Origin of the sequence: Halorubrum ezzemoulense (assembly GCF_004126515.1) — an archaeon.
In the GTDB taxonomy this organism is placed as follows: Archaea; Halobacteriota; Halobacteria; order Halobacteriales; family Haloferacaceae; genus Halorubrum; species Halorubrum ezzemoulense.
The window spans coordinates 1,197,313-1,210,910 of record NZ_CP034940.1; the positions used below are offsets into that span (position 1 = coordinate 1,197,313).

16 protein-coding genes are annotated in these 13,598 nt (G+C 68.0%); 6 read left to right on the plus strand and 10 right to left on the minus strand.

The window, feature by feature from the left end:
* Positions 1 to 42 precede the first annotated feature (42 nt).
* Positions 43 to 183: a hypothetical protein gene (locus EO776_RS18910; RefSeq protein WP_176454920.1), complete on the plus strand. Its 141-nt coding sequence runs from the start codon at positions 43 to 45 to the stop codon at positions 181 to 183.
* Between the two features lie 59 nt (positions 184 to 242).
* The gene (locus EO776_RS05985; protein WP_094519548.1) at positions 243 to 1,235 is read left to right on the plus strand and encodes an NAD-dependent epimerase/dehydratase family protein; all 993 of its coding nucleotides are present in this window, start codon (positions 243 to 245) and stop codon (positions 1,233 to 1,235) included.
* A 52-nt stretch (positions 1,236 to 1,287) separates the two neighbouring features.
* Here the strand turns inward: EO776_RS05985 and EO776_RS05990 are convergent, their stop codons facing one another.
* The 3 genes from EO776_RS05990 to EO776_RS06000 all read right to left on the minus strand — a co-directional run bounded on the left by EO776_RS05990 (position 1,288) and on the right by EO776_RS06000 (position 3,209).
* The gene (locus EO776_RS05990; RefSeq protein WP_049929911.1) at positions 1,288 to 2,037 is read right to left on the minus strand and encodes a GNAT family N-acetyltransferase; all 750 of its coding nucleotides are present in this window, start codon (positions 2,035 to 2,037) and stop codon (positions 1,288 to 1,290) included.
* A 71-nt stretch (positions 2,038 to 2,108) separates the two neighbouring features.
* Positions 2,109 to 2,768: a thiaminase II gene (gene tenA, locus EO776_RS05995; protein ID WP_094494957.1), complete on the minus strand. Its 660-nt coding sequence runs from the start codon at positions 2,766 to 2,768 to the stop codon at positions 2,109 to 2,111.
* Positions 2,769 to 2,933: 165 nt separating this feature from the next.
* Complete coding sequence (locus EO776_RS06000; RefSeq protein WP_049929908.1) at positions 2,934 to 3,209, minus strand: cytochrome C oxidase subunit IV family protein; 276 nt, start codon at positions 3,207 to 3,209, stop codon at positions 2,934 to 2,936.
* Positions 3,210 to 3,364: 155 nt separating this feature from the next.
* Between EO776_RS06000 and EO776_RS06005 the strand changes: the two genes are divergently transcribed.
* A complete protein-coding gene (locus EO776_RS06005) occupies positions 3,365 to 3,883 on the plus strand; it encodes a hypothetical protein (RefSeq protein WP_049929907.1) in 519 nt (172 codons plus the stop codon).
* A 57-nt stretch (positions 3,884 to 3,940) separates the two neighbouring features.
* On the opposite strand, the gene EO776_RS06010 is transcribed toward EO776_RS06005, so the two are convergent.
* Complete coding sequence (locus EO776_RS06010; protein ID WP_049929906.1) at positions 3,941 to 4,459, minus strand: halocyanin domain-containing protein; 519 nt, start codon at positions 4,457 to 4,459, stop codon at positions 3,941 to 3,943.
* A gap of 147 nt (positions 4,460 to 4,606) precedes the next feature.
* Between EO776_RS06010 and EO776_RS06015 the strand changes: the two genes are divergently transcribed.
* Positions 4,607 to 5,197: a hypothetical protein gene (locus EO776_RS06015; protein ID WP_086219841.1), complete on the plus strand. Its 591-nt coding sequence runs from the start codon at positions 4,607 to 4,609 to the stop codon at positions 5,195 to 5,197.
* A gap of 43 nt (positions 5,198 to 5,240) precedes the next feature.
* Here the strand turns inward: EO776_RS06015 and EO776_RS06020 are convergent, their stop codons facing one another.
* Positions 5,241 to 6,389 carry an acyl-CoA dehydrogenase family protein gene (locus EO776_RS06020; RefSeq protein WP_049929904.1) on the minus strand — a complete coding sequence of 383 codons (1,149 nt, stop codon included), beginning with the start codon at positions 6,387 to 6,389 and terminating at the stop codon, positions 5,241 to 5,243.
* A gap of 145 nt (positions 6,390 to 6,534) precedes the next feature.
* Between EO776_RS06020 and EO776_RS06025 the strand changes: the two genes are divergently transcribed.
* Complete coding sequence (locus tag EO776_RS06025; protein ID WP_094519547.1) at positions 6,535 to 7,332, plus strand: RIO1 family regulatory kinase/ATPase domain-containing protein; 798 nt, start codon at positions 6,535 to 6,537, stop codon at positions 7,330 to 7,332.
* Between the two features lie 31 nt (positions 7,333 to 7,363).
* On the opposite strand, the gene EO776_RS06030 is transcribed toward EO776_RS06025, so the two are convergent.
* From EO776_RS06030 to EO776_RS06050, 5 genes are read right to left on the minus strand one after another with little or no spacing between them, the layout of a single operon-like run.
* Positions 7,364 to 8,116 (minus strand): ABC transporter ATP-binding protein, encoded by a 753-nt coding sequence (locus tag EO776_RS06030; protein WP_044965613.1) that lies wholly within the window; start codon positions 8,114 to 8,116, stop codon positions 7,364 to 7,366.
* Positions 8,117 to 8,124: 8 nt separating this feature from the next.
* The gene (locus EO776_RS06035) at positions 8,125 to 8,913 is read right to left on the minus strand and encodes an ABC transporter ATP-binding protein (RefSeq protein WP_049929902.1); all 789 of its coding nucleotides are present in this window, start codon (positions 8,911 to 8,913) and stop codon (positions 8,125 to 8,127) included.
* The gene (locus tag EO776_RS06040) at positions 8,906 to 10,087 is read right to left on the minus strand and encodes a branched-chain amino acid ABC transporter permease (RefSeq protein WP_100050354.1); all 1,182 of its coding nucleotides are present in this window, start codon (positions 10,085 to 10,087) and stop codon (positions 8,906 to 8,908) included. Before EO776_RS06040 ends, EO776_RS06035 begins: the two co-directional genes overlap by 8 nt.
* Positions 10,084 to 11,043, minus strand: a complete 960-nt coding sequence (locus EO776_RS06045) for a branched-chain amino acid ABC transporter permease (RefSeq protein WP_004596315.1) — start codon at positions 11,041 to 11,043, stop codon at positions 10,084 to 10,086. The genes EO776_RS06040 and EO776_RS06045 overlap by 4 nt, the downstream gene beginning before the upstream one ends.
* Positions 11,044 to 11,052: 9 nt before the next feature.
* A complete protein-coding gene (locus EO776_RS06050) occupies positions 11,053 to 12,342 on the minus strand; it encodes an ABC transporter substrate-binding protein (protein WP_094519546.1) in 1,290 nt (429 codons plus the stop codon).
* A 181-nt stretch (positions 12,343 to 12,523) separates the two neighbouring features.
* On the opposite strand from EO776_RS06050, the gene EO776_RS06055 reads away from it, so the two are divergent.
* Complete coding sequence (locus tag EO776_RS06055) at positions 12,524 to 13,390, plus strand: proline dehydrogenase family protein (protein WP_094519545.1); 867 nt, start codon at positions 12,524 to 12,526, stop codon at positions 13,388 to 13,390.
* Positions 13,391 to 13,598 lie beyond the last annotated feature (208 nt).

Sequence of the window (13,598 nt, forward strand, 5' to 3'; positions counted from 1 at the left end):
CTCTCTCGGAGCGTTTATGTGGCGGACGCGCCGAACCCGGGTATGTTCGGCGTTCCGATCGGAAATTTCCTCTCGGGGGTCGCGTTCGCGGTGTTGGGCGTCGGCACTTGGGGGATCGGCCTCGGCGTCGCGTACCTCCTGTATCGCCGGTGGCGCGGCGACGAGCCCCGCGGCGGCGACTGAGTCGGCCCGTCGCCTTCCGGTTCGGCCACGTTTTTCACCTCGCTCATCGAATCTCGGGTATGACAGACACGGCGCTCGTCGTCGGCGGCACGCGGTTCATCGGGCGACACACCGTCGAGGAACTGCTGGCACACGACTACGAGGTCGCGATATTCAACCGCGGGAACCACGAGAACCCATTCGTGGACGACGACCGCGTGACTCACGTCGAGGGAGATCGGAAAGACGAGACCGCGCTGCGCGCCGCGAAGCTGTCGGTCGAACCGGACGTCGTGATAGACTGCGTCGCCTATCAGCCGGCCGACGTGGAGGCCGCGACCGAGATCTTCGCCGACGTCGACGGCTACGTGTACATCTCGTCGGGATCCAGTTACGCGGCCGAGGAGATCCCCAAGCGGGAGGGCGAGACGCCGCTGGAGCCGTGTACCGACGCGCAGGCCACCGACGACGCCCACGAGACGTACGGCAATCGGAAGGCCGAGGGCGACCGCGCGGTGTTCGCGGCCGCCGAGGACGGCGTGTCCGCGACGGCGGTTCGCCCGTGTATCGTCTACGGGCCGCACGACTACACGGAGCGGCTCGACTACTGGATCGACCGCGTGCTCTCGCACGACCGCGTGGTCGTCCCCGGCGACGGACAGAACCTTTGGCACCGGGCGTACGTCGAGGACGTGGCGAGCGCGCTGCGGATCGTCGCCGAGCGCGGCGAGCCGGGCGCGGCGTACAACGTCGGCGACCGACGCGCGCTCACCCTACGAGAGACGTTAGAGACGATCGCCGACGCCGCCGGCGTCGACTGTGAGGTCGTCCCGGCGAGCGACGACGCGCTCGCGGCCGGCGGGCTCGACGCCGACGACTTCGTCCTCTACCGCGAGTACCCGCACCTGCTCGACACCTGCGCGCTCGCCGACCTCGGCTGGGAGTCGACGCCGGTCGACGAAGCGATGGCACGGACCGTGAAGGAACACCGCGAATCTGACCGCGACGGGAGCGAGTGGGACCCCGGCCGCGAGGCCGAGGAGCGGGTCATCGGCGTGAAACAGACGCTCTGAGAGAGTGGTCTCGGCGTAGCGCGGAGCGACGTTCTCCGCGGGCCGGAGCGTGTCAGTACGCGGCGTCCCACCGCGTCGGCTTCCGGCGGTTGCCGCAGTTGCGACACTCCATCCGGTCCATCGTGTCGATCGCGACGTCCGTTCCCTCGCAGTTGCCGCAGAGGTAGCCGTACCGGCGCTCGTGGTCCGCGTCGACGTAGGCGACGTAGAACGGCGCCAGCGACCCGCGCTCGCTCTCGTCGAAGGCGACGTGGACCCGGTCTCCGTCGTCCGTCTCGTAGATTGCCTCAGAGATGCCGGTGAGGCGACCGATCTGCTTCCGGTACTCCCGTTCCGCGAACGGCTCGCCGCCGATGTCGACGTCGCGCTCGCCGGCGAGCTCGTACCCCTCTCGCTGGTAGAACGCCGTGCCGGCCTCGTTGTCGGCGAGGACGCGCGCCTCGATCCGGTCCACGTCGGCATCCCGGAGCGCGGACTCGACCCGTTCGAGGAGCGCGGAGCCGATGCCGGACTCCCTGTGGTCGGGGTGGACGTGGAGCCAGTCGATCTCGCCGACCCGCTCGCGGCGGCCGACGACGTAGCTCTCCGCGAACCCGACCACGTCGCCGTCGACGGCGGCGACCGGGAACACCGCGTCGTCGTCGTCGATGTCGTCCCCGAGGTCGTCGGCGTCGTACCACTCCTCGACGGCCTCGTCCAGCAGCTGTTCGCCGACGGCGTGTCCGTACGACGCCACGAGCGACTCGCGGGCGACCGACCGGACCGCGTCGACGTCTTCGACCGTTGCGGCGCGTAGGTCCATGCGGACGGATCACGCTCCGGCTACAAAAAACTCGGTCGGCGTTCCCGCCGTCGGCGCGACTGCTCCTCGATTCAGACCTCCCACGTCTCCCGGGTGTAACACATCTCCCAGAACGCGTGTTCGAGGCGGGCGCTCCGCAGGAACGCCGCGCGCATCGCGTCGCGCTCGCCCGGGTACGCCTCGCCGTACCGGTCCACGAGGTCTCGCATCCACGCGACCGTCTCGCGGAACGCGTCGCTGTTGTACTTCTCGATGAACGGCGTGTACCGGTGGGTCTCGGTCGCGAGGCTCGCCATGTGGTCGGCGACGTCGAGGTACCCCTGCCCGCACGGGTAGATCGCGGCCGCGATCTCCGCGATCGACCCCTCGTGGGCCGTCCGGACGAGGAAGTCGGTGTAGGCGGCGCAGGTCGGCGCCTTCTCGACCGCGTCGAGGTCGTCGACGGAGAGCCCGTAGTCGGCGGCGAACGACCGGTGGAGGTCCATCTCGTCGTCCAGCGTCGCGTGCGCGGTCGCCGTCAGCCGCCGCGTCGTCTCCTCGTCGTCGGCCTTCGTACCGGCGAGCGCGAAGACGCGCGCGTAGTCGAGCAGGTACCGGTAGTCCTGTTTCACCCAGTGACGGAACGCGCCCTCGTCGAGCTCACCCTCCGCGAGTTCAACGACGAACGGGTGTCGCTTCTGTGCGTCCCAGATCTCTGATCCGGCCTCGAGGAGTCGGTCGCTGAAAGCCATCGCATCGGTCCCTCGTCTTGCGGCGAGTTATAACTAACTAATACCACTAGGTGGTGGCAGCAGAAAGACCCTCGTCGGGACCGTGCTCGGTCGAGCGAAAACCCGGCGAAAGTGCCGGGAAAACGGTTCGGAGGCGTTCGAGCGAGAAAGAGACGCCGCGAGTCGTTACGAGATGGAGTACGTCGCGGCCGCCATCAGCAGCATGGTGAGCGCGAGCGCGAGCCCCATCAGGTAGGTCAGCGAGCGGTTCTCCCACTTCAGGTGCTGGAAGTACGCGACGATGAGCAGCGTCTTGACCGTCGCGATCACCAGCGTGCCGCCGAGCGCCTGCGCGTAGGTGAACTCGATGAACGACGTCTCGAAGAGAGCGAAGTTCAGCGTCGCCGCGACTAGGAGGGCGACGTATATCGCCGAATACATTTTCACGGAGTCGTGCGCCATCTTACTCACCCCTTCGTCCCTGCGCTTAAAGAATTAACCATCCGGGGTACCCGCTGCGGCGACGGCGAGGTCCGTCTCGGCGTCTCGGATCCCGAAACGCCTATCAGCGCGACGACCCCATCTGCGTCCGGTCGCAGCCCCGACCGGTACCCCTCGTGACTCCGCTCGAACCGACGGACGACCTGCTCGAATCGCTGTACGTCGTCAACAAGGTCGCGAAGCAGTTCGCCGACGAGGCCACCGCCGCCTACGAGCGCGGCGACGTGACCGAGAGCAACGTCCGCTCGGCGCGGAAAGACGCCCTCTACCGGCTCAAAACCGCCGTCCTCTCTAGGGTCGTCGCGTACGACGCCGACGGCGTCACCGGCGAGTACCACGCCATCAACGGCGACGTGTGGCTCTTCCTCACGGTCGGCGACTGGCACTTCCACCAGCCGCCGCACGCGATCGGCGGCGACCTCACCGACGCGATCGCGATCTCGAACTCGCCGGCGGACCCGATCGACGCCCCCTACGAACGCGACGCCAGCGTGGAGCGCTCGGAGCGCACGCTGGAGGAGGCGCTGTCGCGGCTCGCCGAGGCCGGCGCCAACGCCAACGACCACCTCGCGCGGCCCACGGTCACCAGCGAACGCGACCGGATCGTTGACGTGCGCTGGTCGTTCCTCTCGTGAACGCCGAGCAGGCGTGAAAAAATCGCGCTCGCGTTCGAACCGCGCGAAGTGGGCCGCTTACGCTTCGACGACTTCGATGGCGCCGAGCATCCCGTTCGCCTGGTGGGGGGTACACTGGTACAGCTGGATCCCCGTGTTGTCGAACGACTGCTCGAACGTGTGCCCCTCCTCGGAGACGGAGTCGCCGCTGTTGAAGTCGGACTCGGACCCCTCGACCGAGGCCACGTTGTGCGCGCCCCCGTTGCCGGTCCACTCCCAGACGACGGTCGTGCTGGAGTCGATGCGGATCGCCGCTGGCGAGAAGGCGAACCCGACGTCGCCGGCGCCGACCTCGACGGTCACCTCGTCCTGTCCCGTGAAGTCCATGATGGTGCCCTCGTACATCCGGGCCTCGGACAGGTACTCGTCTATCTCGCTCGGGACGTCCTCGACGGCGCTGCCGCCTCCGCCGGAGCCGTCGGAACCGTCCGACCCGTCGGAGCCGTCACCGCCTCCGGAGCAGCCCGCGAGTGTCCCGATGGTCAACGCGGCGCCGGTTCCGGCGAGATACCGCCGTCTGGACAGTTTATCAGACATCACTTTTCGTAGGGGTCGAAGCCTTACAAACCCCGTGATAGCTTCCGGTTCGCAGGAATTTCCCGAGCGGCTATGACTCCGGTCGGCGGGCGGTCGCAGCGCGCCGCGAAGGGCGGACTTATCGCCCTCCGACGCCTCGCGAGAGCCATGCGCGAGGACGCGCTCGCGACCCGGCTCGTCGAACACTACGAGGCGACGGCCGAGTCGCCGGCGATCCGGCTCGAGGAGCCGTACGACGCCGACGGGCGGCAGGGGGTCGTCGACCTCTTCGTCCGAACCCGAACGCCCGAACCGGTCGACCGCGTGATCGAGCTCAAGGCCGACGCCGCGGTCCGCCGCGCCACCGGCGCGAACGAGATCCTGCGCCAGTACCGCCGGATGGAGCGGTACTTCCACGTCGACGAACGCCACGCGCTCCGCCCCAAGCTCGGTCGCACCGAGCCGGGCGCGCGCTACCTCCTGTGTTTCGCGCCGACGCCGACCTGCGTCCACCACGTCGCGGAGAACCGCACGCTGTACGGCTCCATCGACCCGGACGCGCGGGCGGGCGACGTGCCCGCGGTCCGCACCGTCGCGTTCCTAACGGGACTCGACGGCGACCCCGTCGACCTCGGGCTCGTCTCCGTCAACGGCGAGGCGGCGTTCGGCTCGGCGCCGTTCCGGCGGGCGGTCCCTGAAGGCTCGCGGCTCGCGGAGAGCCTGCGCGCCGTCGACGACGACCTGATCGAATTCCCCTGAGGCGCGCCGAGCGCCCGGCGTCGCTGACTGACGACTTGCCCGACTAGAGGCCGAGTTCGCGCCCGATGACGACGTGCTGGATCTCGCTGGTCCCCTCGCCGATCTCCATCAGCTTCGCGTCGCGGTAGAAGCGCTGCGGCGCGAAGTCGGTGGTGTAGCCGTAGCCGCCGAGCGTCTGGACCGCCTCCTCGGCGACCTCGCGGGCCGCCTCGCTGGCGTCGAGTTTCGCCAGCGCCGACTCCCGGGTGACCGACTCCCCGGCGTCGTACTTCGTCGCCGCCCGGTGGGTGAGGAGTCGGGCGCGCTCGATCTGCCGGTGCATGTGGACCACCTTGTCGCGGACCGCGTCGAACTTCGATATCGGCTTGCCGAACTGCTCGCGTTCGCCGGAGTACTCCTTGGCGGCCTCGTAGGCCCCCTGCGCAAGCCCGACCGAGAGCGCGGCGATGGAGATGCGCCCGCCGTCGAGCGTCTTCATCGTCTGTGTCCACCCCTCGCCCTCCTCGCCGAGCAGCCGGTCCTCCGGGATCCGCACGTCGTCGAAGCTGATCTCGCAGGTCGGCGAGCTGTTGAGCCCCATCTTGTCCCAGACCGTCGTCACCTCGAACCCGTCGTCGTTCTCGGGGTCGACGATGAACGTCGAGATGCCGTCGTAGCCGGCCTCGGGGTCCGTCACCGCCTTCACGAGGACCGAGTTCGCGACGTTCGCGTTCGTGATGAACTGCTTGGTGCCGTTCAGCACGTACTCGCCCGCCTCGGCGTCGTACTCCGCGGTCGTGTCCATGTCGGAGGCGTCCGAGCCGCTCCCGGGCTCCGTGAGCGCCCACGCGCCGAGCCCCTCGCCCTCAGCGAGCGGGCGGAGCCACTCCTCCTTCTGTTCGTCGGTGCCGAACAGGTCGATCGGCTTCGCGCCCAGAGAGGTGTGCGCGGCGTACGAGAGGCCGATCCCGCCGGAGACGCGGCCGAGCTCCTCCGTGACCAGGGCGTACATCAGCTGGTCGCCGCCGAGCCCGCCGTACTCCTCCGAGACCGGAATCCCCATCATGTCCAAGTCCGCGAGCGACTCGAACACCTCCTCGGGGAAGCGGTGTTCGTCCTCGATCTCCTGGGCGATCGGCGCGATCTCCTCCTCGCAGAACTCTCGGACGGTGTCGCGTATCATCCGGTGTTCGGCGGGTACCTCGAAGTCCATGGGCAAGAATTGCGACGCGTGGGCATAAACGATGCGAACGACCGTGATGGACTGTGGCGGGGTCGGTGGTGTCGCCCCGCGCCGACGACTTATCAGGCGCCGCCGCGAGCCGACGACTTATCAGGCGCCGCCGCGTGCCGTCGGTATGGAGTTCCGCGAGCTCGTCCGGGGGCGCGTCGACTGGCCCGACGTCGAGCGCGTCGCGCGCGAGCTGGCGGACCGGTACGACCGCGATACGATCCGGGTCCGGTTTCTCGACGCCGACAACTGGCTGTCGACGCCGATGGTCGTCGACGACGACCTCTTCGTGAAGGTGATCACCCGGCAGAACACGCTCGTCCACGCGCTGTTCACCACCGGGCGGAACCTCGGCGCGGTCTCGTCCGGCACCGAGGGGTTCTTCGAGCGCCACGAGACCCCCTACGAGATGGCGCGTCACGAGCTGGAGGCGACCCGCCGGGTCCGCGAGCTCGGCGTCAACGCGCCGGAGCCGGTCGAGGCGTTCGAGGTCGGCGACCTCGGCGTGCTGGTGTTGGAGTACCTCCCCGAGTTCCGCACGCTGGACGAGCTCGACGCCGACGCCGTCGCCCGGCTCGCGCCAGAGCTGTTCTCGACGCTGCGGACCGTCCACGACGCGGGGCTCGCGCACGGCGACCTCCGGGCCGAGAACGTCCTCGTCGCCGACGGCGACCTCTACGTCATCGACGCGACCCGCGTGAGCGAGGACGGGCGCGAGGCCGCTCGCGCGTACGACCTCGCGAGCGCGCTCGCGGCGCTGGAGCCGATCCTCGGCGCGGCCGACGCGATCGCCGCCGCGCTGACGAGCTACTCGACCGACGAGCTGCTCGCGGCGCGCCGATTCCTCGACTTCGTCGCGATCCGTCCCGACCACGACTTCGACGCCGCGGAGCTGACGGGCGAGCTCGAGAAGCGCACGGCGTGAGACGCCGCGAGAAAGCGGACCGACCGGAGACTCAGCCGCCCAGGTACAGCTGCGAGACCTCTTCGTCGTTCAACAGCTCCTCCGGCGTCCCCTCGAACCGGACGGTCCCCTGGTCGAGGACGTAGCCGCGGTCGGAGATGCCGAGCCCCTTCGTCACGTTCTGCTCGACCATGAGGATCGCCGTGTCCATGTCGTTGACCTCCTTGACGTCCTCGAACACGTCGTCGGCGGTGTTCGGTGCGAGCCCCGCCGACGGCTCGTCGATGAGCAGCACGTCGGGCTCCATCACCAGCGCGCGGGCGAACGCGAGCACCTGACGCTGGCCGCCGGAGAGCGTCTTCGCCTTCGAGCCGCGCTTCTCGTCGATGATCGGGAACCGGTCGTACAGCGTCTCGATGACTTCCTCGAGGCTCCCGTCGCGGGCGACGCCGCCCATCCGGAGGTTCTCGTCGATCGTCAGCGAGCCGAACACGTTGTCGGTCTGGGGGACGTAGCCGATCCCCTCGCGGACGATCTCCTCGGGCGCCATCCCGCCGATGTCGCGGCCGTGGTACTCGACGGTCCCCGTCCACGGCGTCAACATCCCGAACGCGGTCTTGAGCACCGTCGACTTCCCGGCGCCGTTTGGCCCGACGAGACAGACGATCTCGCCCGGGTCGAGCCGGACCGAGCAGTCGTCGAGCACCTGCACCTCGCCGTACCCGCTGTCGACGCCCGACAGCGAGAGCACGGGGTCGGTTCCGCCGTGAGGCCCGTCCGCGGCCCCGGTCGTGTCGTCTGTCATACCGTCGCTCATCTTCCGCCTCCGAGGTACGCGTCGATGACGCGGTCGTCGTTCCGGACCCCCTCCGGCGTCCCCTCCGTCAGGACGTGTCCCTGATCCAAGACGACGATCGGGTCCGCCAGGTCCATCACGAACTCCATGTCGTGTTCGATGAGCAGGAACGTAGTTCCCTGCTCGTTGAGCCGCCGGATTTGGCCTTTGAGCTTCTTTGCCAGCGTCGGGTTCACCCCCGCCACAGGCTCGTCGAGCAGCAGCACCTCCGGCTCGGCGAGCATCGCCCGCGCGAGCTCGACGAGCTTCATCTGGCCGCCGGAGATGTCGGTGGCGGGCTGGGTCGCGAGGTGGTCGATCTCGAAGTCCTCCAGTATCCGCTCCGCCTCGGCGAGGTTCGCCGACTCGCTCTCCGCGACCGTCCCCGGCGAGGTGAAAAGCGTGAGGAACGACTCGCCGGGCTGTTTCCGCGGACCGACCAGCATCGCCTCGCGGACCGTCATCCCCTCCAGCTTCCGGGGCGTCTGGAACGTCCGGATGAGCCCGTGTTCCGCGACTTGGTACGGCTCCATGCCGGTCACGTCGGTCCCGTTCACCTCCACGGTCCCGCCGTCCGGCTCGTAGAAGCCGGAGATGAGGTTGAAAAGCGTCGACTTCCCGGCGCCGTTCGGGCCGATGAGCCCGGTGATGGTTCCGCGCTCCACCGCGAACGTCGCGTGGTCGGTCGCCGCGAGCCCGCCGAACGACTTCTGGAGGTCGTCGACGCGGAGGACCGCGTCCTCCTTCGGAAGCGCGCCCTCACTCATCGTCATCACCTCCCTTCCGCTCGCGGACGCCGCTGTCCGGCGTCTCGGGCGTTCCGCCACCGCCGACCGCGCTCGGCCAGATCAGCTCCCGCTGCGGCGGGAGGACCCCCTGCGGCCGGTAGCGCATGACGGCGACGATGACGACGCCGATCAACAGCAGTCGCAACGGCGCGGGGTCGATCGGGAGCGCCACGTCGTTCAGGAAGCGCGTCCCCTCGCGGATCGTGACGATGACGATCCCGCCGAACAGCGCTCCACGGTTGGAGCCGCTGCCGCCCAAGATCACCGCGACCCACGCGTAGAACGTCGTGATCGGGTCCAAGTCGCCCGGCCCGACGTAGAGGTTCAGATGCGCGTAGAAGACGCCCGCAAGCGCCATTATCAGGCTCCCGAGGACGAACGACTGCATCTTGAACGAGTAGGTGTTCTTGCCCAGCGCCCGCGCGAGGTCCTCGTCGGAGCGGATCGTGCGCAGCACGCGCCCCCACGGCGATCGGTGTGCGCGCCGGAGGACGAAGTACGCCGCGCCCGCGAACGCGAGCACCAACAGGACGTTCAGCGACGCCTGCCAGAACGCCGTCTCCAGGATCACCGGCGACCCGGGGATCACCTCCAGCCGGAGCCCCGGCATCGCTTCCGGGAACGTCGAGAGCACCGGCCACCCGTCGAAGAAGCCCGGGATGCCGCGCAGCCCCGCGCTCCCGTTCGTCAGCCAGCGCTCGTTTAACACGATCAGCCGCACGACCTCCGCGAGCCCGAGCGACGCGATGGCGAGGTAGTCGGCCCGGAGCCTGAGCGTCGGGATGCCGATGAGCAGCGCGAGCGCGAGCGCGACGACGAGCGCGACGGCGAGCCCGACGAGCGGACTGAATCCGCCGGCGATCGGCGAGCCGCTCGCGGTCATCAGCGCGGTGCCGTACGCGCCGATGCCGAAGAACGCGGCGACGCTGAAGTTGATCAGTCCCGTGAACCCCCACTGGGCGTTCAGCCCGAAGGACAACAGCGCGTACATCCCCGCCAGTTCGACGAGGAACAGGAAGTACGTCGGACCGAGCGCGCCGGTGAGCATCGCGACGAAGAGGAACAGTACGAACGCGACGCTGACGCCGAGCACCCACCCCTCCGGGCGGGAGAGGTCTGCGAACGCCGCTTTCGGGTCGTCGAGGAGGCTCACGTCGCGCCCTCCCCGGCGATCCCGTTGGGCCGGACCAACAGCACGACGACCATGATCACGAACGCGATCGCGTTCGCGTATTCGATAGTGATCATGTTCTCGATCACGGTCGCGAGCCAGTTCGGACGGATCGGTAGCGCCTCGACCACGTTGGAGAAGAACGGCGTTAGCTGGTTTATCATGCCGATGAGGAACCCGCCCGCCATCGCGCCGTAGACGGAGCCTATCCCGCCGAGGATCACCGCCGCGAAGATCACCAACAAGAGGTTAAAGCCCATCCGGGGCGCGAGCTGATTGAACAGTCCGAGGAACACGCCGCCCGCGCCGGCGAGCCCGGCGCCGATGACCCACGTCCACAGCTTGACCCGCTTCGTCCGGATACCGCTAACCCGCGCGAGGTCGGGGTTGTCCGCCATCGCGCGCATCTTCCGACCGAGGTCGGTGTACTGGAGCAGGACGTGGAGCCCGACGACGAGCGCCACCGCCGATCCGAATATCGCGACGTCGTGGAGCGTTATCCGGACGCCGTACGGCACCAGCGCCTCGATCGGCCGCAGCGGCCGGACGTCGAACCGGGTGAAGTCGGAGCCGAACCGGATCTGGATCACCGCGCGGTAGATGAACGCGATCCCGATCGACGTGATCAGCAGGCCGATCGAGTCGACGTCGAGCGGCTCGTAGATGAGCTTCTCGGTGGCGACCGCCACGACCGCGGCGACTGCGATCCCGACGACCAAGGCTAGGAAGAAGCCGTACGGGAGCCCCAACACCGCGCCGCCGAGCCCGCCGACGGCGCCGAAGGTCACGAGCGCCGAGTACGCACCGATCGTCATCGTGTCGCCGTGCGCGAAGTTCGCGAAGTCCGCGATGCTGTACACCAGCGACAGCCCGATGCTGCCGAGGACGATGATGCTGCTGAACACCAATCCGTTAGCCAGGTATCCGAGGACGGTCATCGGTCGGGATTAGCCTTCGATGAAGTCGATGCCTTCGTACGCGTGGTCCTGGACCTCCAGGACCTGAAGAAAGCCGATCGGGTCCCCGTTCTCGTCGAAGTCGATGGGGCCGCTGACCCCCTGATAGTCGACGTCGTCCGGTCCGCCGCCGTCCGCGAGGATCCCGCTCGCGGCCTCGAACGAAGTCACCGTCTCGCCCTCCGGCCCGGAGACGCGCCGGACGGTGTCCTGGAGCGCCGCCCCCGTGAACTCGTCCGCGGCCTGGATCGCCAAGGCGGCGTTGATCACGCAGTCGTACGCGTACGCCGCCCACGAGGTCGGCTGCCGGCCGTACTCCGACTCGAAGGTGTCCGCGAACGACTGGTAGTTCTCCTCCTCGACGGGCGCGGACGGAACGACGATCTTCATCCCCTCGATGCTCCCCTCCGGGGTGTTCTCGAGCACGTTGTCGCCGGAGACGGAGTCGGCGCCGTAGAACTGCGCCTCGTACCCCGAGGAGAACACCTCGTTGACCATCGTCGCGAACTCGGCCTGGTAGGTGATGAACAGCCACGCGTCGGCGCCGGAGCTGTTCATCTCCGAGATGACGCTGGAGTACGACTGCTGGTCCTGATCGTGCGGCGTGTTGTAGACGACCTCGCCCTCGTACGCGTCGACGAACGCGTCCGTGAGGCTCTGGCCGTAGTCGTTGTTGACGTAGGTGATCGCAACCTCGTCGTAGCCGTCGTCGCTGATGAGGTTCGAGAGCGCGAGCGACTGGCTCCGCCCCGACGGCGACATCCGGAGCAGTCCCGGGAACTCGGTGAGGTTGAGCCCGGTGGAGTTCTGGCTCAGCTGAACGACGTCCGTTCCTTCGATGACGCTCTCGTAGATGGCCAGCGAGACGCCGGAGCCGACCGCGCCGATCAGGAACGGCACGCCGTCCTGATTGACGAGCTTCTGGGCGGCAGCGATCCCGCCCTGGTTCTCGCTCTCGGAGTCCTCGACGACGATGTCGAGGTCTCGCCCGTTAATGCCGACCTCGTTGACCATCGAGAGGGCGAGGTCGACGCCGCGCTGGTTCCGCTCGCCGAACGCCGACAGCGACCCGGTCTGGGAGTCGACCATCCCGATCTCGTAGGCCTCGGTCGAGTCGCCGCCGTCGCCGCCGTCACTGCCGTCGCTGCCGTCACTGCCGTCGCTGCCGTCACTGCCGTCGTCAGTCGTGCTGAGACAGCCCGACAGTCCGACGAGTCCCGCACCGCCGGTCAGTTTCAGCAGCGTCCGCCGATCCGTCATGCCCGTGGTATTCCGTGACATATGTTTCCGATAGTCCCGAGCACATTCGGCTACCTTAACCCCGACCCGTCCATGGTCGGTGAGCGCGCGGCAGATCGATGAATCGGCTGGTAGTGGGACTGAAAGAATTTTATACAGGAATATGTCTTCGGAACAATTGGTCGGGTGCCATTATATACCGCTCCGGATCCGCAGTGATCGCATGATCCCGCCCATCGCGAGCAACTTTGTCGCCGGGGAGACGCCGGAGGCGGCGCTCGCTCACGTCGAGGGGCTCAACAACCGCGGCGTGGCCGGCATCCTGAACCTGCTCGGCGAACACTACGAGGAACGGCCCCCCGCCGACGCCGACGCCAACGCGTACGTCGACCTCGTCGAGGCGATCGCGGAGCGCGGCGTCGACGCCTGCGTCTCGGTCAAATCGAGCCAGATCGGCCTCGACATCGCCGACGACGTCTTCGAAGAGAACCTGGCGCGCATCGTCGAGGCGGCTAACCCGCCGTCCGCGACCGGGCCGGACGGGACGGGCACCTTCGTCTGGATCGACATGGAGGACCACGAGACCACCGACGTGACGCTCGACGCGTTCGAACGGCACGCCGTCGAGACGGACGGCAACGTCGGCGTCTGCGTGCAGGCGAACTTGAAGCGGACCCGCGAGGACCTCGAACGGCTCGCCGACCTCCCGGGAAAGGTCCGACTCGTCAAGGGCGCGTACGACGAGCCGGCCGAGATCTCCTACAAGAAGAAGGCGCGCGTCGACGAGTCGTACCGCGACTGCCTCGCATACATGTTCGAGGCGTTCGACGACGGCGTCGCCGTCGGGAGCCACGACCCCGCGATGATCGACTACGCGAAGCAGCTGTACGCCGACCACGGGACCCCCTACGAGGTCCAGATGCTGACCGGCGTCCGGGAGTCGGCGCAGTTCGAACTCGCGGCCGAAGACGACGTGAAAGTCTACCAGTACATCCCGTACGGCTCCAAGTGGTTCTCCTACTTCTACCGGCGGATCCGGGAGCGCAAGTCGAACGCCCTGTTCGCGCTGCGCGCGATCGTCGGGAACTGAACGAACCGGGGCAAAGACCGGCGATCGGGCGCTACGATTTATCAATCGGCGTGTAATTTTTCCGTCCGCCGTTTATCAGCGATTGAACGACCGACGACGGACGCCTCCAAATTCCCGGCCGCTCGGTAATAAATGGTCGCTAGCAGATCGGCGGCAAACAGTTCCAAGGCCCCAGTCGCGAGGACGGCGCACGCTCGCTGCGGTCCTC